Raw genomic sequence first — 20,823 nt, forward strand, 5'->3', positions numbered from 1 at the left:
AATAAACCGAAAATTGGAGGGGTTACACATTAACAATCCAAGGCGTTACACGTTAAAAACCAGAGCAAAAACAAAAGGCACCACGCTCTTAATCACCAGAATAGCTTTTGACTTTCTTCAAAAAAACTTTTTTAAAAAAATCTCTCGCATAATGCACTCCCCCGCACACGCCTCATGTATACGCACGCACCCACACACGTCTTTAGTTATCTATATATAGATATCATATACACTAGATAACTATAATAAAGATTACTACACCGCACGCACATACCCAACCAACACCACTATACAAAACCACCCACACCATCATGCTTGATATACATTTTTTATGTGGTTCAATATATGCATATGGTTCAAGTTTTCAAAGAAGCCCTTAGAAACATACCTGCTATGTTAACCATCCCACTTTTGCTACGCAAAAGATGTGACGGTTAACGCAGGTGCCTAGTCGGCAGGACAGAAGCAAAAGCCAAGAGCAAAAACAAACCCACCACTGAGGATAAAATGAATGACACCAATTTGCAGACAATCACACTGACCAAAAGAGACAGGAACTATTCCAACCTCAAGGGGCTGGACAGTTCGCTGAAACACTCGCTTAGACTGGACCAAAACGAGTATGACGACTTTGAATTCAACCCCAATCCAGACCACCCAAATATCGCCATTGTAGGTGGCGTTGAACAGGTATTAACTAGGGCATTGGCAGAGCAATTGCTGGCCAACTTCAACGACCAACTACAAACCAAACTCAAAGCAACAGAAGCAACTGACGAGATAGCAGCAGAAAAAGAAAAGCTCCGAAAACTAAAATCGAAGCTGGTCAAATTCATCAACGCAGCCGAACCGACTGAGATAAAAGAATACGTCACATCGGTAATGGAAGGAGAAAGGCCGTTAGTAGCCCAAGACTACGCCGCCCTACTCAATCAGCACAAAATCAGCCGTATATCCCAACGTATCGACCTTTTAGAGAACTACACCACCAAAAAGCGAGAGATCGAGCAAAACGCACCAAATCGAGCCGTATCAAGGACGGTCAACAGGGTTAAAGAAATCATCCTTGTGATACCTGAACCCAATAAATTGGCTATCACAAAGGGATACACGGACCTTTTGCAGAAAGCCATGCACCAGTTCTATCAAAAGAACTTCCCCAACAACGACATTCTATTTTCGTTCAGTCACTTGGACGAAACCACAAACCATGTCCACGCCTTCCTTGACCTTCAAAATACAAAAACTGAGAAATATGATTTTTCAGCCCAAGAATTTGAATTCGCATCACAATACTATGCGAGAAATAAAGCTCACCTTGACAAAATATCTGAGCCACCAATATTAGAAGACTTCAAACTTCCCAACCGTAGCGAAGAAAAGCAAAACCATAGGTTTATCCGAGAACGCGAGTCATGGAAGTCAAAAGTAATGCAGGCAGCCTTTTATGAACACTTTAACGGATTAGCCGCTGCATATGGATTACAAGCAAAATTCCTACCTAAAACCAAGGAAAAACAAGAATTCCTAAGCAAGATTGAGCAGGAGGCCAAGAAGCCCAAGAGCGAGCGAAGCCATAACTATTACACCAGACAAGTAGAAAAACTTGAGCAGGAGCTTACACAGAAGAAAGAAGAGCTGACCGAGCAAAAGACCACTGTCGTCAGACTTAACACCACGATAAGCAACCTTCAAAATACTGTTTCAACATACCAGAATACAATCCAAAATTTAGAGATGCACGCCACGGAGCAGCAGAAAGAAAATGCGAAGCTCGACCACGATAGGCAAATACTGTCCGAGGACATAACCAAGAAGACAAACAAAACCGAAGAGCTTAGGGTAAACTTCAAAACCGCCAAAGAAAAAATGACCAAGGAACTACGCGAGCTAAGGAAGAAAATAGAAGAGGATACCGAAAGAAAATCAGTGTTAGAAAGAGCAATTAAGGTCTACGAGGTAGAGTTAGAACCATTAATCAAGAAATTTGACATTCTCGTTGATAGAATACTTGAAGCTAAGAGGCTCCATGAAAATCCAGAGCAATACTACCAAAGACTTAGAGAAAACACCTATAAAATGGCAAGCCGGTTGGGTTCCGAGAAGCGAAAGGATTACCTATTTAATGTCGGAGAACAACTAAAAAAGCAAGGATTAGACCATGTTAAAGTGGAGCTTGGATTGACAGAAAAAGTAAAACTTTGGGCATCCGACACCTTCACAAAAAAACAAGTGGTTGAATTTGACAAAGAGGAAGCCTTGCAGGCAAAAGAAGCCAGAAGGCGAAGATTGCTAAAGCTCAAACCGCCAAGCCCATTCCAAGACCCTTACGACCCCTATCAATAGCCGCAATATAGCGGCTTTATAGCCTCTATCCCCTTCAACGCAATTCTTGGATTGACGGCATCTCAATGGTAGAATGCCAGCATTGAACGCAACGGATATGCCAATGAAAATCCGCACCCATTACGATAACTTAAAAGTTTCACGGGACGCCCCTCCAGAGGTTATACGTGCAGCTTACAAGTCGTTAACACAGAAATACCACCCTGATCGTAACCCCGATCCGCAAGCAGCTAAAATTATGCTGCATCTCAATGAAGCATATGAGGTTCTCTCTGATCCAGAAAAACGAGATAACCATGATAAATGGATAAGATTTGAAGAATGGAAAGCTGCTCATAGAGTTGATCCAAAAAAAGAACAGCCACAGCCACAGCCACAGCCACAGCCACAGCCACAGCCACAGCCACAGCCACAGCCACAGCCACAGCCACAGCCACAGCCACAAGCATCGGCCTCTTCAGATAAATGGCGGGAAAAAAAGCCGGTAGAACCCGCCAGTTCAAAAAAACAACCGTTTCAATGGTCAAGGACAATACTACCTTTACTGATACTTCTAGGTTGGGGGTACTCGCTTACTCCAACAGATATGAAAAACAAGATTGCCGGATACTGGGATCACTTTTTTGATTATAACAATTCTAAATCAACAACAGAAAGTAGTGAAACCACGAAAACATCGCCATTTCAGCAAGCATATAATTTAACACCGGAACAAAGTAAAAAGCTTTTAACACAAACTAATATCAAACCAACGGGCACCACAGGCACTCAAGCACCGACTGTTAAAGCTCCTACAAAGCCAACAGCTCCTACCATGTGCTCTCCTGAAATGACAAAAGCCCCTAATGGACAGGCTTGGCCCGCTCGTGCTGCCTATGTAGGGCCGATTACTAGAGCCAATGGTTATTCGACTATTACGATTGACAATGGTAAGGGCAACTCAAACATTTACATTAAGCTTGCTCGCCCTACTGATGGAAAATCTTCTGGAATCCGAGAGGCGTACATTCCAGCAGGGAGCACATTCAAAATGAATAAAATTGAACCGGGCAACTATGTAATTAAATACAAAGACATTAAGAATGGGTGCAACTCAAAGTCAGACCCTTTTGACGTTGAGCAAATCCAAACAGCTCAAGGCATTCAATATAGCGATATATCCCTGACAATCTACACAATGCTCAACGGAAACATGGACTTCGAGAGGTTACCAGAAAATGCGTTTTGAGTTTTCAAATGCAAGCTTAAGAAATGCCGTTATACTTACCGGAACGATTTTCATGATGGTAATCGCCTATACCTTATTTACCACTCCTAGAAATTTTGAAGATTGTGTTTTGTATAATGCAAAGAATGGAGGCAGCAAATTTCACGCACAAATAGCCTACGACATGTGCAAAAGAAAATTCCCAAAAGAATAAAATAGAAAAGCCCACTTAATTGCGGGCTTTTATTATCCGTACTTTACAAAATTACAAACCACTATCCTCTCCTGATTGAAACACAACATCTACATAATCCTTAGTACTTGCACAACTGACTGTCAAATCTTTATTACTCAAGCCACTGAATTGTGTGTTCGCAGAGCTTCCGACCCCATAGTTATCCCAGCCGACCTTCCTTTGGTTTCGTATTAAGTCAACGCAAACACTGCCAGACGGCACCTTAGGATAAGTTAGTATAAACCCATTATCTCCATTGCCCTTAATATCCACCTTCCCACCCCATGTATTATAAACAGTCTTGCCATCGCTGTTTACATTCATTTTTTTTGGTATGACGCCGAGCTGAACCGCCACCGTATTGGTTAAATCCTTAGTGCCTTCATCACTATACAAATCTTTAATTTGTGAATATATAATTGATATATTTTCGGACTCATTCTTTACGTCCAATCTATTTTTAACTGTCCCATATAGCGTTAACGCAACCGCAACGATACCCAACAGTATACCTACAACCACCAATGACTCTATCAACGTCAAACCTTTACGCCTTCCTTTACTATTTATTAACATCGCAATTCCCTTTTTATGTTTACTTATACTTTAATATATAGTAAGAAAACGATAATGGAAGAGCGGGGAATAAAAAAGGCCAGCATTTGCTGGCCTTTTTAACAAGACGGCATCAACCAGAGGAATCTGGAATTACAAAGAGCTGATGCACAATTACAAACTAACCCGCCACAAACTAAAGTCAATAGCTAATTGACAATTATTATTTCTATGGCACTTTGAATAGAGCAGAAAAAGAAAACCACCTTGGGCAAGGTGGTCTGGATACAGCGATAAAAATTTAATCTACACAAACTATTTAATCATCAAAAATTTTATTGTCAAGTCTCTTCCCAAGGTTTCTTTTTCTAAATAACTATTAGAAGAGGATAACAATGGGATGCGTAAAACTATTTGAGGACTACTTACCAAAGAGACCTTATCACACCGATGATTTAATCAGCGGCTTAAAAATCAACAAAAAAGAAAAAGCTAAACTTGCAAGACTAGTTCAGCCCAATGGGCCTACACATAGATATTGGATGGTTTTTGACCTCGATAAATCTAATGCAGGGATGCACTGGGATGACGTGGGAGCACCAGCCCCAAACCTAATAGCTCGAAATCCGGCCAATGGGCACGCTCATTTGCTTTACCTCCTACAAACACCTGTCCGAACCGCAATCGACGGCAAAACCGCCGCTTTACGATACGCTGCAGCCGTTGAGGCAGGCTTGCGTAGTCGTCTGGGAGCCGACAGAGGCTATTCCGGGTTGATCTGCAAGAACCCGATCAATTCCCACTGGATCGTCCACCAATGGCAGGCCGATCCATACACGTTGGACGACTTGGCCGACTACATCGACCTAACCCCTGAAAAGGCCAAAGAAAAGCCCATAGAGGATTATGGCTTGGGTCGTAACTGTATGCTTTTTGACCAATTAAGAGCGTGGGCATACAAGGCGATTCGTCAGGGTTGGCCGACCTATGAACAATGGCTAAACGCTTGCCTAGACCGTGCCACCGGCTACAACGTTAATTTTACTACGCCGTTGGACATTTCCGAAGTAAAGCACACGGCCAAAAGCGTGGCGAAGTGGACGCATAGAAACTTTAACCGGGGCACCTTTGACGATTATGTCGCAAGAACCCATACAAGCGAGATACAGGCTTTCAGGGGTAAACAGAAGGGCAAGACCAAGAGAGAACGAGGTATTATCTTACTTGAAGCAGGAGCAACCATTAAGGAAGTCATGAAGGAGTTAAATGTAAGCCGTAGAACTGTATTTTATTGGAGAAAGCAACCCTAGCATTATAATTAGTGCAAAAGCCTATATCAGATAATAGCACCCCACCGGGTGTTCCTTCTTTCCACCCCATCCCCCCTTTCCTCCCCATATCTCCTCCCCATATCCACCCACATATATATACACCGCCCCACCGATAGCCATAGAACGCACGAAAATGGTCAAAATCGGCCTGTATATACTCGATTGATACAAAGACACCACGAAGCCACCCCGCACGCCTAAAATGACTAATTACGTTACACCTCGCAGCATTATGGTTAGTGTGAAAAGCCTATATCAAAAACAGTCCCAAACAGCGTTAACCACTCAACCCATCACTTACCATGCTTTGGAGATATATCCTCCAACCTATATGTATGTATACATACATATCAAATTTCTTTCCTGATGAAAAATTCACACTTTTCCAAATTCATCGAAAACGGTGAATACCATTCACTCGGCTGGTGAGCGTAAATATCCCGAAAGCGATTTGGGGCAGTAACCAAAAATCGACTTTTTACAAAAATGATTTTCTTGAAAAAACCATCATGAAAATTTAACTTTTTTATCGGATTTTTTAGATATTTAATTTTTCCAACCATTGAATTATTGCGTACTTACAGCAAAAATCCTTGTCAATAGCAAAACGAAAATAAATATAAGGTCGGAGGTTAATGAGTAAATAGGGTTCGACTATAACTAAATTACTTAGTTGGGCTCTGCAACAAAGCACATCATAAAATCAACCACGGAAAATTAAAAATCGCCCCCAGATTTACTTCACAAAAAAACATGGGGTATTGGTCACGTTAAAATTTTAAAAAACCGAAACTAGCCAATTTCCTACAATATGTATCCCGGAAGCAAAACCCGAAACAGTTAAAGCTTTGGAGATATGACCTTGAAGCATTGACATATCAAAACCCTATGGTATTGGTATTATAACAACATAGGAGTTCTAATTATGAACAGGATGGAATATGCAGGAAAAATAGGCGGTATGGTTGGTGGATTTAAAAGACGTGAGCGTCAAAAATTTTTAATCATGTTCGTAAAGATAGTAGAAATGGATGAGCTTCATGATATCCGAATGACCTCAAACCTCGCTAAAAAGCTAATAGCAGCATTTTCAGGCTGCAAATCAATATCCAATGATGTTCTAATCAAGGAGTTTGCAAGAAGCGGGAACAGTGTAAAACAACAAAACCTTGATATGATTGTCCATTCATTAGTAGCACGATGGCAAGACCTTTATGAAGAACAGTGGAAAGAAGCAAAAATAAAAATAGACATTGAAGCCGACGAATACAAGCAATCTATTATCGAAAAGCTGGACATTAAACTATAAATACATGTAAAGCCCCACTTTACATACTTATACCCGTGAAGCTATTTTTCGCTTTGCGGATATACACATTCCTACACCGTAGGAATTTACAACCACTATGTATCCTGCCACGATACATACTTGTATCTTTAAACCAAATAATGACCTTCACGGACATATATCCTACTCACACAGAGTAGAAAATACCGCCTATCTTTTCGTTGAGCTAAGCAGCCATAGGTTCAAGGATATATCTCCAAACCATTAGCTATCACCCACAGCCTCACCCCCCCTTCCATTATCACTCCGTTGGCTATTTCCGTATCCGGCCCCCAATCAGGCGGATGCAGAGCCTCCACCCGCTTGGCGACCTAGATCACAATTATTAGAAACAGCTAGACCCTGCGAAATCGGCGCCATCGACAACTGCGGCTGGCCATACGGGGCGAATGCGGCGGGAATGCCGTCGATCAGCACCGTGGAACGCGGCGACAGGCGCGAGGTGAGCCCGCGCACGCCGACATTCAGCGCGATGTCGCTGCCGCCGGTGCCGTTGGAGTCCTGCACCTGCACACCCGGCACCCCGCGCAGCACGTCGCGCACGCTCAGCGCGCCCTGCTCGACCATGGCTTCACGGCGTACCACGGTGCGCGCACCGGGGTGGTTCTGCACCACGCTTTCCTGGGCGTCGCCCAGCCAGTCGCCGACCATGCTGATGTCGGTAGGCGCCAGCTCCAGGGTGCCGGGCGCCGTGCTCACCGGCTGCGCCGCGTGCAGCACCACGGTGCCCTGGGAAATCTCGTAGGTCAGCCCGCTGCCCTGCAGCAGGGCCTGCAGCGCCTGCTCGGGGGCCAGGTTGCCGGACACCGCCGGGGCCTGCTTGCCGGCCACCAGGTCGGGGCTGAAGAACAGTTGCAGCGATGTCTGCCGGCCCAGCTGGCCCAGCGCCGCGGCCAGCGGCTGGGCCTGGATCTGGATGCTGGTGGGTGCCGAATCGGCGTAGCTGTTGGCGATGCCGCCGCTGACGGCCAATGCCAGTGCCAGCGGCAGCCAGCGTTTGGAAACCTTGTTGTTGTTCACGTCGTCGAGAAGTCCTGAGGGTCAGAAAATCGGCCACCGCCTGCGAATGAAAATGCTTGGCAGTTGCAGTTGGGCAGGAAGACGAACAACGGGAAAAAAACCTGAATCTATTTTGCGATTATTTCTTGCGAGCCATCGGCATGGGCCTTGATGGCCACCGGCAGGATGCTGGGCAAGGCGCGCAGCAGGGCGTCGGTGTCATCGGTGCTGAAGCTGCTGCTGAGGCGCAGCGCCGCCGTTTTGCCGGGAGCCACGCGCAGCGGGTGTTCGCGGTAGCGCGAGACCTCGCGCACCACCTCGCCCAGCGGCACATCGTTGAACACCAGTTTGCCGCCGCGCCAGGCGGTCAACGCGGCGGCGTCCACCGTATAGGGCGCTGCCACCGCGCCATGGGCATCGATGTGCGAGCCGAGGCCGGCGCTCAGCAGCGCCTGCCCCTGGCCGTCGCCCTGCACGCGCACCGAACCCTGCTCGACCGCCACGCGGGTCTGCTCGCTGTCGCGGCGCACATCGAAGCGCGTACCGGTGACCGTGACCTTGCCATGGCCGGTGCTGACCACGAAGGGGCGGGCCGTATCATGGGCAACGCTGAACATCACCTCGCCCTGCTCCAGGCGAATGTCCCGCTGCCCGGCACTGAAACTCACCTGCACCCGCGTGCGGCCGTTGAGCTCCAGGCGCGAGCCATCGGGCAGGTCGAGCTGGCGACGCTCGCCCAGGCCGGTCTGCATCTGGCCCTGGTAATTGAGCTGGTGCTGCTGCCAGCCGAACCAGCCAAGCCCTGCCGCGACCGCCACCACACTGGCTGCCAGGGCCTGGCGCAACAGGCGTCGACGCGGCAGCTGGCGTACCGGGTCGGGCGCGCACAAGGCCTGCAGGCGCTCGCGCGGCAGCAGGTCGGCCGCGCCCCACAGGCGCCCGAGCAGGTCGTACTCATATTTATGCTGGGGGTGCTGCGCCAGCCAGGCATGCAGTTGCGCCTGCTGCTGGGGCGTCAGGGGCGCATCGCGGCCACGGGCGAACCATTCGGCGGCCTGGTCGCGCACGGCGTCATCGCCGCAGGGGCATGTGCCCTGATTCATGAAAACATTTGCCTGACTCATCTCGTTGACACATCCAGGTGCTCACGCAGATGCCGGAGCGTGCGGATCATATACTTTTCGACCATGTTCTTGGTCAAGCCCATGCGCTCGGCGATCTCGGCCTGGGTCAGGCCTTCGAGCTTCTGCCAGATGAACACCTTGCGGCAGTTGAGCGGCAGCTCGGCCAGGGCGCGTTCCACGCTGTCGGCCAGCTCCAGTGCATGCACATAGGCCTCGGGGTCATCGCCCGGGGTGGGCGACAGGTCCAGCCCTTCCTGCTCCAGGGCCTGGCGCCGGTCTTCGCGCCGGTAGCCGTCCACGGCAATGTTGCGTGCCGTCTGGTGCAGATAGGCGCGCGGCTGCTCGACTGGCAGGGCGGGGTTTTCCAGCACCCGCACAAAGGCATCGTGCGCGAGGTCCTCGGCCTGCTGACGACTGCGCAGCTTGCGTGTCCAGGTGCCGATCAGCTCATGGTAGTGGTCGAGGAAGCCTTTGTGTCGAGACACGGTGCGGGGGTCGTCGCTAGGCGGGAGGGAGGTTGCGAATAGTAATGTTTCTTATTAAACCCGGCAATCACCGCCGGGCGATTGCCCTGCAACAGCGCCCATGCGAGCGGCTAAAAATATGCACACACGCCCCGCTGTGAACGGTGCCCGTGCCCTGCCCGTTCAAGCTGTTTGCGTGCGCTTGCCCAACCTTTTGGGGCCATCGTCGCCGAAGTTGACGCCATCGTTGTTTTAGCTGAGTTGGCCTGCAAAAGCTGCGAACGTGCGGGTATTTTTAACGCTTCGCAAAACTTCGGGAACATCTGCCTGTCATCCGGGTCGGTTAAAACGAGGGGTGTCTGCAACGTGCGTCAGCGTAGCGAAAAAACGCGAGATTTTTTGTTGATCTTGAATCCTTCAGGTCCTAAAGTTCGCGCCGAGCGTCCATGCTGGAAACGATCCATCCGGCTCAAGTACTGACGACGAGACAGCAAGGTCACCCGCTGCGCAGCTTCTGCGACCCGGTTGACCTTTTTGCTTTCGGCGACATGCCTTGGGAAGTAGGCGAACCAAAGTGGGGATACGGAGGGCGCTCAGTTGCAGCCACTTATTCATTCAGTTTGCCCATGGAGTCCCCCAGCATGTCGATCCAGGTCGAAGACTACTTCGCACGCGATACCTTCAACAAAATGAAGGCGTTCGCCGACAAGCAAGAAACCCCGTTCGTGCTCATCGACACGGCCATGATCAGCAAGGCCTATGACGACCTGCGCGCCGGTTTCGAATTCGCCAAGGTGTACTACGCGGTCAAGGCCAACCCTGCGGTCGAAATCATCGACCTGCTCAAGGACAAGGGCTCGAACTTCGACATCGCCTCGATCTACGAGCTGGACAAGGTGATGGCCCGCGGCATCGGCCCGGAGCGCATCAGCTACGGCAACACCATCAAGAAATCCAAGGACATCCGCTACTTCTACGAGAAGGGCGTGCGCCTGTACGCCACCGACTCCGAAGCCGACCTGCGCAATATCGCCAAGGCCGCACCGGGCTCGAAAGTGTATGTACGCATCCTCACCGAAGGCTCCACCACCGCCGACTGGCCGCTGTCGCGCAAGTTCGGCTGCCAGACCGACATGGCCATGGACCTGCTGATCCTGGCCCGCGACCTGGGCCTGGTGCCTTACGGCATCTCCTTCCACGTGGGTTCGCAGCAGCGCGACATCAGCGTGTGGGATGCGGCCATCGCCAAGGTCAAGGTGATCTTCGAGCGCCTGAAGGAAGAAGACGGCATCGTGCTCAAGCTGATCAACATGGGTGGCGGCTTTCCGGCCAACTACATCACCCGTACCAACAGCCTGGAAACCTACGCCGAAGAGATCATTCGCTTTCTCAAGGAAGACTTCGGCGACGACCTGCCGGAAATCATCCTGGAGCCTGGCCGCTCGCTGATCGCCAACGCCGGCATCCTGGTCAGCGAAGTGGTGCTGGTGGCGCGCAAGTCGCGTACCGCCGTGGAGCGCTGGGTATACACCGACGTGGGCAAGTTCTCCGGCCTGATCGAAACCATGGACGAGTCGATCAAGTTCCCGATCTGGACCGAGAAGAAAGGCGAGATGGAAGAGGTGGTGATCGCCGGCCCGACCTGCGACAGCGCCGACATCATGTACGAACACTACAAGTACGGCCTGCCGCTGAACCTGGCCATCGGTGACCGCCTGTACTGGCTGTCGACCGGCGCCTACACCACCAGCTACAGCGCGGTGGAGTTCAACGGCTTTCCGCCGCTGAAGGCGTACTACCTGTAACCACGGGTCAGTTGCACACGAAAGGCGACGGTTGCAACCGTCGCCTTTTTTCATGGGCCCACGCGGTCAGCTCAGCACACGCAGTACATGTGCCTCGAACTCGAGGTTCTCCCCGCTGATCACATTCAGGTAATCCATGCCGTCGGAGTGACGGTAGTTGCCGATGCTGCACTCGTAGGTGTCATAGAGCTTCAGTCGCAGCACGTCATGGTCGCCCCACTCCCCCATGGGCTTGACCAGCCAGGGCTCGCTGGTACCCCCCGGGAACAGGCCCACATAGTGATTGAAGTTCTTGCCCACTGCCGCACCCCGATAGAACCCGGTATCCGAAGAGCTGGAGATGTTGTAGGTAATGCGCCGGTCGGTGTGGGAGACGTAGTCGAAACGAAAATTGACCGGCTTGATGAGCCGGGTGTCGGTCATCACCTGCAACCAGCCATCGTTGTCGATGCCGCCTTCGACCAGGCTGATACCGATACGGCCCTTGTGGCCCGGCGTCACCGAGTAGAGGCTGGCGATGAATGAGAAATTCCAGGTGTCACTCATGGCGACCCCCTGCGCAGGCAAGGCCCGGGTGACTGGCAAGACGGTGGTTGCTGTTCATGGTCGATCTTCCTTGAGAAGCATGGGAGTGATCGAGCATAGAAAGGCGGCAGGCTAAACCCGAGAGTGAAGGCTTTCCGTGGCCTGCCGCGACACCTGCTCCAGACGCTGCCGATAGGCCCCCGCCATCGCCTGGATCTGCGGCTGCTCGGCCTGCTCCAGGCTGGCCACTGCAGCACGCAGGAAGTTGCCGTTACCCTGCTCCAGGGCCTTTTGCAGCCACACCAGCGACTGCTCCATGTGGCCTTGCTCGGCGAGGATCGCCGCATGGCTGAACTGCCCGCGAAAATCGCCGGCCTCGGCAGAAAGACGATACCAGTGCATGGCGGCGTGCCGGTCGGCCGCGCAGGCCAGCCCCTGCTCCAGGTAACGTCCCAGCAGGTTCATCGACTTGGCGTGGCCGGCGTGGGCGGCCTGCTGATACAGGTGCAGGGCCGCAGCATGGTCCTGGCCCACACCCCGCCCCGTGGCCAGCAGGTTGGCCAGGTTGTACTGCCCCCAGTCCAGCCCTGCGGCAGCGGCCGCACGGTAGTGACCGGCCGCCGCCGCCAGGTCGGCCTGCCCTCCCCACCCATGCTCCAGGCAGCGCCCGAGCATGTTGTGCCCCATCGCACTGCCCTGGCGGGCGGCAATGCCGAACCAGGTCCGCGCCAGTGCCGGGTCCTGCTCGATGCCACGCCCGTCGAGCAGGATCTGCCCCAGCAGCAGCTGGGCCTCGACAACGTTCTGCGCGGCAGCCGCCAGAAGGGCCTGGGCCGCTTTGCCCGGACTGTGTTCGATGAGTTGATGCAACTGGTCGATATCGACCTGTTCTTCGCGACGCAGGTTGAAGGTCACGGCTCAGACCTCTGCCCAGCGGCGCAGCAGGTTGTGGTAGGTGCCGGTGAGCTGAATCAGCGACGGGTGGTCGGGCACATCCACCGTGAGCTGCTGGATGGCGTTGTCCATCTCGAACAGCAAGGCCCGCTGGCTGTCCTCGCGCACCATGCTCTGGGTCCAGAAAAACGCCGCATAGCGCGCCCCGCGGGTTACCGGGTTGACCTTGTGCAGGCTGGTGCCGGGGTACAGCACCATGTCGCCTGCCGCCAGCTTGACCTGCTGCAGGCCATAGGTGTCCTGGATCTCCAGCTCGCCACCGTCGTATTCGTCGGGGTCGCTGAAGAACAGTGTCGACGACAGGTCGGTACGTACCCGCTCATGGCTGCCACGCGGCTGGCGGATGGCGTTGTCGATGTGAAAGCCGAAGCTGCCCCCTTCGCGGTAGCAGTTGACCAAAGGTGGGAACACCTTGAACGGCAGCGCCGCCGACATGAACCGCGGGTTGCTCCACAGGCGCTCGATCATCGCGCTGCCGATTTCCTTGGCCAGCGGATGCGCCTCGGGCAGCTGCAGGTTGTGCTTGGCCTTGGCCGACTGGTAGCCCGCGGTGATCTTGCCGTCGGCCCAATCGGCCTGCTCCAGCGCCTGGCGAATACGCTGCACTTCTTCGCGGGTGAACAGGCCGGGAATGTGTAAAAGCATGGCGCAGGCACCAGGGGTCGGCTAAAGGGAGTCAATGGTATTGATTCTTATTGAACCAGTACAAGCCCCTTGCGAGGGGCGGGACGTTTCAGCAGGCATAAACCGCCACACAAAGGTGTAAAGAATGTAAATTCAGTACGAATAGCAATTGATCTCAATTGTTACTCATATTTGTTTACATTATATTTCGGCGCCTTCACACCTTGGGGACCTTCCGATGTCGCGCCATTACGTGCCTACCGCTGTCAGTTCACCACGCCTGCTTGCTTCTGCCATCGGGGTCGCGTTGAGCGCCACGTCCGCCGGCCACCTGGCCTATGCGGCCGACGCAGCCCCGGCCACAAGCGGCTCGATCGCGCTGGATGCCACCAGCATCAATGGCCAGGCCGATACCGCCAGCACCGACTACAAGGTCGAGAAGTCCTCATCGCAGAAGTACACGGCGCCGCTGGTGGACATCCCGCGCAGCGTGACCGTGGTGCCGCAACAGGTCATCAAGGACACCAACGCCCTGACCCTGCAGGATGCCCTGCGTACCGTGCCTGGCATCACCATGGGCGCCGGCGAAGGCGGCAACCCGTCGGGCGATCGCCCGTTCATTCGCGGCTTCGACTCGCAAGGCTCGATGTACCTGGACGGCGTGCGTGACGTGGGCTCGCAGACCCGCGAGATCTTCGCCATCGAATCGGTTGAAGTGGCCAAGGGCCCCAACTCGACCATCGGCGGGCGCGGTGCAGCCGGTGGCACCATCAACCTGGTGACCAAGAAGGCCCACCTGGGCAACAGCACCGACGGTGCCTTCACCTGGGGCTCGGACCAGACCAAGCGCTACACCTTCGATGGCAACTACCAGTTCCTCGACACCGCAGCGTTTCGCCTGAACCTGATGAGCCACGAAAGCAACGTGGCCGGTCGCGACGAGGTTAACTACGACCGCTGGGGCGTGGCCCCGTCCCTGGTATTCGGCCTGGGTACCCCGACCCGCGTGAGCCTGGACTACTACCACGTGGAGAGCGACGACCTGCCGGATTCGGGCATCCCCTACGGCCTGCGCTCGGGCAGCACCGCCGGGCGCACCTCGGCCAACCCGGACAAGCCTGACGATGGCGGCCGCAGCAGCAACTACTACGGCCTGGTCGATCGCGACTTCTACAAGACCCGTGCCGATATCGCGACCATCGCCGTCGAGCACGACCTGAACGATGCGCTGACCCTCAAGAACACCCTGCGCCACGGCAACACCCTGCAAGACTTCATCTACAGCCAGCCCGACGACAGCAAGGGCAACATCCTCAACGGTGAAGTCTGGCGCCGCCCGAACAACCGCGTGGCCAACACCCGCACCACCACCAACCAGACCGACCTGTTCGGCGAGGTGTACATCGGCGGGTTCAAGAACACCTTCTCCACCGGTATCGAGCTGAGCCGCGAGGCCTCCACCAAGGAAGGCTACGACATCACCGGCTTCCGTTCCGGCAACTGCTCTTCGGCCACCGGCCAGATCCCGGGTGTGTGCACCTCGTTCCCCAATCCCAACCCGAACGAGGCCTGGGGCGGCGACGTGACCCGTACCGATGCCGGCGCCGACACCACCAGCAGCACCCGCGCCATCTACCTGACCGATACCCTGGAGCTGAACCCGGCCTGGCTGCTGACCATGGGCCTGCGCTACGACCACTTCGACACCAAGGCCAAGACCAAGGTGGCGGGTGGTGCGACCAGCTTCAAGACCGAAGACACCAGCGAGTTCGTGACCGGCCAGTTGGGCCTGACCTGGAAGCCGACCGACAACGGCAGCGTGTACATCTCGTATGCGACCTCGGCCACCCCGGCCGGCGCTTCGCTGGGTGAAGGCAGCGACGGCAACCCGCTGCTGACGCCGACCACCACCAGCGACCTGAAGGCCGAAGAGACCACCAACTACGAAATCGGCACCAAGTGGGACCTGCTCGATCAGCGTCTGAACCTGACCGCCGCGATCTTCCGCACCGAGAAGGAAAACGCCCGCGTACTGGTCGATGCCAACACCTACCAGAACGCCGGCAAGAGCCGCGTCGATGGCCTGGAGCTGACCGCCACCGGCAAGCTGACCAATGACTGGCAGGTATTCGCCGGCTACACCTACATGGACGCCAAGCTGGTCGACGGTGGCGCGCAGTCGGTCGGCGGTGTGCTGGTGGACGGCTACAACGACGGCAACCAGATGCCCAACACGCCGAACAACAGCCTGACCCTGTGGACCACCTACAACGTCACGCCAAAACTCACCCTCGGCGGTGGTGCCTTCTACGTCGACGACGTGTTCGGCAACGTGACCAACAGCGTGATGGTCGATTCGTACTGGCGCTACGACGCCATGGCCAGCTACAAGCTGACCAAGAATGTCGACCTGCAGCTGAACGTGCAGAACCTCACCAACGAGGTCTACTACGACAAGGCCTACGCGGCGCACTACGCCAACCAGGCGGCCGGTCGCACGGCGCTGCTGACCACCAGCTTCCACTTCTGACGGCAGCTGGCAGGCCCGGCCCCGTTCACTTCGGTGATCGGGGCCTTTGTGTATCAAGGCATAATGCGCGGCGCATTCACGCAACCCGCAACACAAGGTGGTCGATGTGGTGAAGAAAAGCCTGTTTCAACTGCACTGGTTCTTCGGCATCACCGCCGGGCTGGTGCTGGCGCTGATGGGAGTGACCGGGGCAACCTGGTCGTTCCAGGACGAATTGCTGCGCCTGTTCAACCCACAGGTGCTGAAGGTGCAGGTGCGCGACGAAGGCGTGCTGCCGCCGGCCGAACTGGTGCGCCGCGTCGAGGCCGAACAGGGCGACAAGGTGTCGATGCTGTGGGTGAACGTGCGCAGCGACGAAGCTGCGCGCATCTTCTTCACCCCACCGCCGGGCGAGCGCCGCGGCACCCTGCGCTATGCCGACCCCTACACCGGCAAGCTGCAGCCCCCGGTCAGTGGCCAGGGATTCTTCGATCTGATGCTGCAGTTGCACCGCTTCCTCGCCATGGGCGACACCGGCCGGCAGATCACCGGCGCCTGTACCCTGATGCTGATCTTCTTCTGCCTGTCGGGGCTGTACCTGCGCTGGCCGCGTCAGGCGCTGAACTGGCGAACCTGGCTGACCCTGGACTGGGCGAAGAAAGGTCGTGCCTTCAACTGGGACCTGCACGCGGTGGCCGGTACCTGGTGCCTGCTGTTCTACCTGCTGTTTGCCCTGACCGGGTTGTTCTGGTCCTACGAGTGGTACCGCGAGGGGCTGAACCGGTTGCTGGGCGATGCACCGGCCGCTGGCGAACAGCGCAAGCGCGGCGAAGGCCGTGGCCGCCCGCCCGCACCCGGCAAGGATGCGGCGCCGCTGGTGGTGGACTACGACGCCATCTGGACCAGCCTGCAGGCAGCGGCCGGCCCGGGCCTGCGCACCTATAACCTGCGCCTGCCACCGGCCGGCGGCCAGCCCGCCACCCTGTTCTACCTGCTCGACAACGCCGAGCACGAGCGCGCACTCAACACCCTGATCCTGGACCCGGCCACCGGCGTGGTACGCCAGCACGATCGCTACACCGACAAGTCGTTCAAGGCGCAGCTGCTGGCCAGCGTGTATGCCCTGCATGTGGGCAGCTACTTCGGGCTCACCGGGCGCATCCTGGTGACCCTCGCCAGCCTGAGCATGCCGCTGTTCTTCATCACCGGCTGGCTGCTGTACCTGGACCGCAGGCGCAAGAAGCGCCAGGTACGCGAGGCGCGCAAGGGCCTGAACCCAGCCGGCGACACAGGCAACGGATGGCTGGTGGGGTTTGCCAGCCAGAGCGGCTTCGCCGAACAACTGGCCTGGCAGAGCGCCGGGCAACTGCAGGCGGCGGGCCTGGCGGTGCGCGTGCAGCCCCTGGCGACGCTGACCGAAACCGATCTGCAGCAGGCGCAACGCGCGCTGTTCGTGGTCAGCACCTTTGGCGACGGCGAGGCGCCGGACAGCGCCCGCGGCTTCGAGCGCAAGGTGCTTGGCCAGCCGTGGACGCTGGGTAACCTGAACTACGCCCTGCTCGCACTGGGAGACCGCCAGTACCCGCATTTCTGCGGGTTTGCGCGCAGCTTGCAGCACTGGCTGGAGGCTCGCGGTGCCACCGCCAGTTTCTCTGCCGTGGAAGTCGACAGTGCAGATCCTGCTGCCTTGCAGCAATGGCAGCAGCAATTGGCGGCATTGACCGGCGCAGCGCCGCTGTCTGCCTGGCAGCCGCCGCAGTTCAGCGCCTGGACCTTGACCCGACGCGAGCTGCTCAACCCCGGCAGCCAGGGCGCACCGGTGTACTTGCTCGGTCTGCAACCGTCGCAGCCAGAGCGCTGGGATGCCGGGGACCTGGTCGATGTACTGCCGCGCAATGCCGGTTCGACGGTCAAGGCGTTGCTCGACGGGCTTGGCCTTGAGCCTCACACGCCTGTGCGGGTGGACGGCCTGGAGGAGCGCCTGGACCATGCACTGGGCGGGCGGCTGTTGCCGGCCAGCCGCGGCCACCTGATCGGCCTGCACGCGCAGGCGCTGGTGGATGCGTTGATCCCGGTGGCAGCGCGCGAATACTCCATCGCCTCGATTGCCAGTGACGGTGTGCTGGAGCTGATCGTGCGCCAGGAGCGTCATCCGGACGGCACGCTGGGCCTGGGCTCGGGCTGGTTGACCGAACACCTGGCGCTGGGCGCGAGCGTGAGCGTGCGGTTGCGCCGCAACAGCGGTTTCCATCTGCCGACGGCTCCGGTACCGATGATCCTGATCGGCAACGGTACCGGGCTGGCCGGGTTGCGCAGCCTGCTGAGGGCGCGAATCGTGGACGGCGAGCAACGCAACTGGCTGCTGTTTGGCGAGCGTAACCGGGCGCATGACTTCCTGTGCGAGGAAGAACTGCAGGGCTGGCTGGCAAGTGGTGAACTGGCGCGGCTGGACCTGGCGTTCTCGCGGGACCAGGCGCAGAAGGTGTATGTGCAGGATCGGCTGCGCGAACAGGCTGATGAGCTGCGCCGATGGCTGGCGGAGGGAGCGTCGATCTATATCTGTGGCAGCCTTGAAGGCATGGCGGCGGGTGTGGATGCGGTGCTGGCCGAGGTGCTGGGGGCTGAAGAGCTTGAGCAGTTGATCGAGCTGGGGCGGTACCGGCGGGATGTGTATTGAGCGTCACTCTTTGCCGGCAAGGCCGGCGCCTACGGGGCTGGTGGATGCCCGTAGGCGCCGGCCTTGCCGGCGAAGGGGTCAGTGCAGGTCGAAGGTATCGGCATCCAGGTTGGCCGGAAACCGCGTGCGGTATGCAGCAAGGTCCGCCGCACTCAGCACCACGGTGAACACGCCATCGGCCTCGCCGGCACTGAGCAGGCTCTCGCCCTGGAAGTCCAGCACCTGGCTGTCGCCGCTGTAACCAAAGCCCTTGCCATCGGTGCCCACGCGGTTCACCGCCGCCACGTAGCACAGGTTCTCGATGCCCCGTGCCGGCAGCAGGCGGTTCCAGTGCAGTCGCCGCGCCGCCGGCCAGTTGGCGGTGTACAGCAGCAGGTCGGTGTCCTGTGCATCACGGCTCCACACCGGGAAGCGCAGGTCGTAGCAGATCAGCGGGCGCACCCGCCACCCCTTGAGCTCGAACTGCACCTGGCGCTCGCCGGGGGTGTAGTGCTTGTGCTCGCCGGCCATGCGGAACAGGTGGCGCTTGTCGTAGAACAGGATCTCGCCGTCCGGGCGCGCCCACAGCAGGCGGTTGCGGTGGCTGCCGTCCTCGGCCTGGATGATCACGCTGCCGGTCACCACGGCATCGAGCTTCCTGGCCTGGCTCTTGAGCCATTTGTAGGTGGGGCCGTTTTCCGGCTCGGCCAGGCTTTCGGAGTCCATCGAAAAACCGGTGGTGAACATCTCCGGCAGGATGATCAGGTCCGCGCTGCGGGCCTGCTCCAGCAGCACCTCGAAATGCTCGTAGTTGGCCATGCGGTCCTGCCAGGCCAGGCTGGTCTGCACCAGCGCCACGGTCAGGTTGGGCAATGTACTCAGATCGCGCATAGTTTTTCCGCTGCCTGACGCAGCGTCTCCTCGCGTTTGGCGAAACACAGGCGCACCAGGCGCTGCTCGGGAAGGGGTTGCTGGTAGAACACCGACACCGGAATGGTCGCCACGCCGTGTTCGCGGGTCAGCCATACCGACATCTGCACGTCGTCGAGGTCCGGGCGAATCGCCGAATAGTCCACCAGCTGGAAATACGTACCGGCCACCGGCTTGAACTGGAAGCGAGAGCCTTGCAGCAGGCCACAGAACAGGTCGCGCTTGGCCTGGTAGAACGCCGGCAGCTCTTCGACATGTTCCGGGTGCTCGGCCATGAAATCGGCCAGCGCCCACTGCAGCGGCGTCACGCCGCAGAAGTTGACGTACTGATGCACCTTGCGCAACTCGGCACTCAGGGCTGGCGGCGCGATCACATAGCCGGTCTTCCAGCCGGTCACGTGGTAGGTCTTGCCGAACGAACTGACCACGAAGGCCCGCGCGTACAGGGCCTCGTGGGCCAGCACGCTGGCGTGGCGCGCGCCGTCGTACACCAGGTGCTCGTACACCTCGTCGCTGAGCACATAGATGTCACGGTCGGCGATCAGCGCCGCCAGCTGGTCCAGCTCGGCACGGGTAATCAGCGCGCCGCTGGGGTTGTGCGGCGAGTTGATGACGATCATGCGGGTACGCGGGCTCAGCGCATCGCTGAGTTTCTGCCAGTCGATGGCAAAGCTGTCGGCGCCCAGTTGCACGTGCACGCAACGGCCACCGGCCAGTTCCACGGCGGGTTCGTAGCTGTCGTAGCAGGGGTCGAAGACGATGACTTCGTCGCCGGGGCGGATCACCGCGTGGATGGCGCAGAAGATCGCGGCCGTGGCGCCGGGTGTGATGGTCACCTCGTGGTCGGCATCGACCGTCACGCCATACTGGCGAGCGACCTTGGCCGCTACCTGCTGACGCAGGGCCGGCAGGCCGGTCATGGGGGAATACTGGTTGTGGCCGGCACCGATGTGCCGCCCTACCGCGTCCAGCAGCGCTTGCGGGCCGTTGAAATCGGGAAAGCCCTGGGACAGATTCAGGGCGCCGGTTTGCACGGCGAGCTGGGACATGGTGGTAAAGATGGTGGTGCCGACGTTCGGCAACTTGCTGCTGATCATGGAGCCCTCTTTCCTGCGCGGTCAGGCTCCGAGCATAGCGGATTGGACCGCCAGGTTGTAGGAGCCAGCGTTGCTGGCGAAAGGGTAAGCGCGGTTCAGTTGATCCGCGCTGCC

General features: G+C 56.5%; 15 protein-coding genes and 1 pseudogene. 7 read left to right on the plus strand and 9 right to left on the minus strand.

The genetic code is table 11. From position 1 onward, the window contains the following. Positions 1-507 precede the first annotated feature (507 nt). Together V9K84_RS17120 and V9K84_RS17125 are read left to right on the plus strand one after the other, a co-directional pair. Complete coding sequence (locus V9K84_RS17120) at positions 508-2,346, plus strand: hypothetical protein (RefSeq protein ID WP_338791575.1); 1,839 nt, start codon at positions 508-510, stop codon at positions 2,344-2,346. A 103-nt stretch (positions 2,347-2,449) separates the two neighbouring features. Beyond that, positions 2,450-3,574, plus strand: coding sequence for a DnaJ domain-containing protein (locus V9K84_RS17125; protein WP_338791577.1), 1,125 nt, complete (start codon positions 2,450-2,452; stop codon positions 3,572-3,574). Between the two features lie 244 nt (positions 3,575-3,818). Here V9K84_RS17125 and V9K84_RS17130 read toward each other — a convergent pair whose 3' ends face one another. After that, complete coding sequence (locus V9K84_RS17130) at positions 3,819-4,364, minus strand: type 4 pilus major pilin (protein ID WP_338791580.1); 546 nt, start codon at positions 4,362-4,364, stop codon at positions 3,819-3,821. A gap of 374 nt (positions 4,365-4,738) precedes the next feature. Here V9K84_RS17130 and V9K84_RS17135 point away from each other — a divergent pair, with 374 nt between their 5' ends. Together V9K84_RS17135 and V9K84_RS17140 are read left to right on the plus strand one after the other, a co-directional pair. Beyond that, positions 4,739-5,653 (plus strand): replication initiation protein, encoded by a 915-nt coding sequence (locus tag V9K84_RS17135; RefSeq protein ID WP_338791582.1) that lies wholly within the window; start codon positions 4,739-4,741, stop codon positions 5,651-5,653. 946 nt (positions 5,654-6,599) lie between these two features. Beyond that, on the plus strand, positions 6,600-6,983 hold the full coding sequence (locus V9K84_RS17140) for a hypothetical protein (protein WP_043864217.1): 384 nt from the start codon (positions 6,600-6,602) through the stop codon (positions 6,981-6,983). Between the two features lie 384 nt (positions 6,984-7,367). Here V9K84_RS17140 and V9K84_RS17145 read toward each other — a convergent pair. The 3 genes and pseudogenes from V9K84_RS17145 to V9K84_RS17155 all read right to left on the minus strand — a co-directional run. Then, positions 7,368-8,042 (minus strand): annotated as a pseudogene (locus tag V9K84_RS17145) (secretin and TonB N-terminal domain-containing protein); the annotation flags it as partial. A gap of 107 nt (positions 8,043-8,149) precedes the next feature. Next, positions 8,150-9,124, minus strand: a complete 975-nt coding sequence (locus V9K84_RS17150; protein WP_054916402.1) for a FecR family protein — start codon at positions 9,122-9,124, stop codon at positions 8,150-8,152. 17 nt (positions 9,125-9,141) lie between these two features. Further along, complete coding sequence (locus tag V9K84_RS17155; protein ID WP_043862508.1) at positions 9,142-9,630, minus strand: sigma-70 family RNA polymerase sigma factor; 489 nt, start codon at positions 9,628-9,630, stop codon at positions 9,142-9,144. 620 nt (positions 9,631-10,250) lie between these two features. Between V9K84_RS17155 and V9K84_RS17160 the strand changes: the two genes are divergently transcribed. After that, the gene (locus V9K84_RS17160) at positions 10,251-11,414 is read left to right on the plus strand and encodes a type III PLP-dependent enzyme (protein ID WP_043862509.1); all 1,164 of its coding nucleotides are present in this window, start codon (positions 10,251-10,253) and stop codon (positions 11,412-11,414) included. A 66-nt stretch (positions 11,415-11,480) separates the two neighbouring features. Here V9K84_RS17160 and V9K84_RS17165 read toward each other — a convergent pair whose 3' ends face one another. The 3 genes from V9K84_RS17165 to V9K84_RS17175 form a co-directional block, all read right to left on the minus strand. Next, the gene (locus V9K84_RS17165; RefSeq protein ID WP_054916403.1) at positions 11,481-11,960 is read right to left on the minus strand and encodes a hypothetical protein; all 480 of its coding nucleotides are present in this window, start codon (positions 11,958-11,960) and stop codon (positions 11,481-11,483) included. A 111-nt stretch (positions 11,961-12,071) separates the two neighbouring features. After that, the gene (locus tag V9K84_RS17170) at positions 12,072-12,854 is read right to left on the minus strand and encodes a tetratricopeptide repeat protein (protein WP_088515317.1); all 783 of its coding nucleotides are present in this window, start codon (positions 12,852-12,854) and stop codon (positions 12,072-12,074) included. A 3-nt stretch (positions 12,855-12,857) separates the two neighbouring features. Further along, the gene (locus tag V9K84_RS17175) at positions 12,858-13,538 is read right to left on the minus strand and encodes a Fe2+-dependent dioxygenase (RefSeq protein ID WP_043862512.1); all 681 of its coding nucleotides are present in this window, start codon (positions 13,536-13,538) and stop codon (positions 12,858-12,860) included. A 217-nt stretch (positions 13,539-13,755) separates the two neighbouring features. Here V9K84_RS17175 and V9K84_RS17180 point away from each other — a divergent pair, with 217 nt between their 5' ends. Together V9K84_RS17180 and V9K84_RS17185 are read left to right on the plus strand one after the other, a co-directional pair. Continuing rightward, complete coding sequence (locus tag V9K84_RS17180) at positions 13,756-16,047, plus strand: TonB-dependent siderophore receptor (RefSeq protein WP_058541413.1); 2,292 nt, start codon at positions 13,756-13,758, stop codon at positions 16,045-16,047. A gap of 106 nt (positions 16,048-16,153) precedes the next feature. Continuing rightward, positions 16,154-18,703: a sulfite reductase flavoprotein subunit alpha gene (locus V9K84_RS17185; RefSeq protein ID WP_088515316.1), complete on the plus strand. Its 2,550-nt coding sequence runs from the start codon at positions 16,154-16,156 to the stop codon at positions 18,701-18,703. A 78-nt stretch (positions 18,704-18,781) separates the two neighbouring features. Here the strand turns inward: V9K84_RS17185 and V9K84_RS17190 are convergent, their stop codons facing one another. Both V9K84_RS17190 and V9K84_RS17195 read right to left on the minus strand, forming a co-directional pair. Continuing rightward, positions 18,782-19,573: an amidohydrolase gene (locus V9K84_RS17190; protein WP_088515315.1), complete on the minus strand. Its 792-nt coding sequence runs from the start codon at positions 19,571-19,573 to the stop codon at positions 18,782-18,784. Continuing rightward, positions 19,561-20,709 (minus strand): pyridoxal phosphate-dependent aminotransferase, encoded by a 1,149-nt coding sequence (locus V9K84_RS17195; RefSeq protein ID WP_088515314.1) that lies wholly within the window; start codon positions 20,707-20,709, stop codon positions 19,561-19,563. Before V9K84_RS17195 ends, V9K84_RS17190 begins: the two co-directional genes overlap by 13 nt. Positions 20,710-20,823 lie beyond the last annotated feature (114 nt).

The organism is Pseudomonas sp. AE27 (genome assembly GCF_037113495.1).
GTDB classification, from domain to species: domain Bacteria; phylum Pseudomonadota; class Gammaproteobacteria; order Pseudomonadales; family Pseudomonadaceae; genus Aquipseudomonas; species Aquipseudomonas palmensis.

What these genes read in the sequence shown, in the direction of transcription:
- V9K84_RS17120 (WP_338791575.1), top strand. Translation starts at nt 508, where the DNA reads ATGAATGACACCAATTTGCAGACAATCACACTGACCAAAAGAGACAGG.
- V9K84_RS17125 (WP_338791577.1), top strand. Translation starts at nt 2,450, where the DNA reads ATGAAAATCCGCACCCATTACGATAACTTAAAAGTTTCACGGGACGCC.
- V9K84_RS17130 (WP_338791580.1), bottom strand. Translation starts at nt 4,364, where the DNA reads ATGTTAATAAATAGTAAAGGAAGGCGTAAAGGTTTGACGTTGATAGAG.
- V9K84_RS17135 (WP_338791582.1), top strand. Translation starts at nt 4,739, where the DNA reads ATGGGATGCGTAAAACTATTTGAGGACTACTTACCAAAGAGACCTTAT.
- V9K84_RS17140 (WP_043864217.1), top strand. Translation starts at nt 6,600, where the DNA reads ATGAACAGGATGGAATATGCAGGAAAAATAGGCGGTATGGTTGGTGGA.
- V9K84_RS17150 (WP_054916402.1), bottom strand. Translation starts at nt 9,124, where the DNA reads ATGAATCAGGGCACATGCCCCTGCGGCGATGACGCCGTGCGCGACCAG.
- V9K84_RS17160 (WP_043862509.1), top strand. Translation starts at nt 10,251, where the DNA reads ATGTCGATCCAGGTCGAAGACTACTTCGCACGCGATACCTTCAACAAA.
- V9K84_RS17165 (WP_054916403.1), bottom strand. Translation starts at nt 11,960, where the DNA reads ATGAGTGACACCTGGAATTTCTCATTCATCGCCAGCCTCTACTCGGTG.
- V9K84_RS17175 (WP_043862512.1), bottom strand. Translation starts at nt 13,538, where the DNA reads ATGCTTTTACACATTCCCGGCCTGTTCACCCGCGAAGAAGTGCAGCGT.
- V9K84_RS17180 (WP_058541413.1), top strand. Translation starts at nt 13,756, where the DNA reads ATGTCGCGCCATTACGTGCCTACCGCTGTCAGTTCACCACGCCTGCTT.
- V9K84_RS17190 (WP_088515315.1), bottom strand. Translation starts at nt 19,573, where the DNA reads ATGCGCGATCTGAGTACATTGCCCAACCTGACCGTGGCGCTGGTGCAG.
- V9K84_RS17195 (WP_088515314.1), bottom strand. Translation starts at nt 20,709, where the DNA reads ATGATCAGCAGCAAGTTGCCGAACGTCGGCACCACCATCTTTACCACC.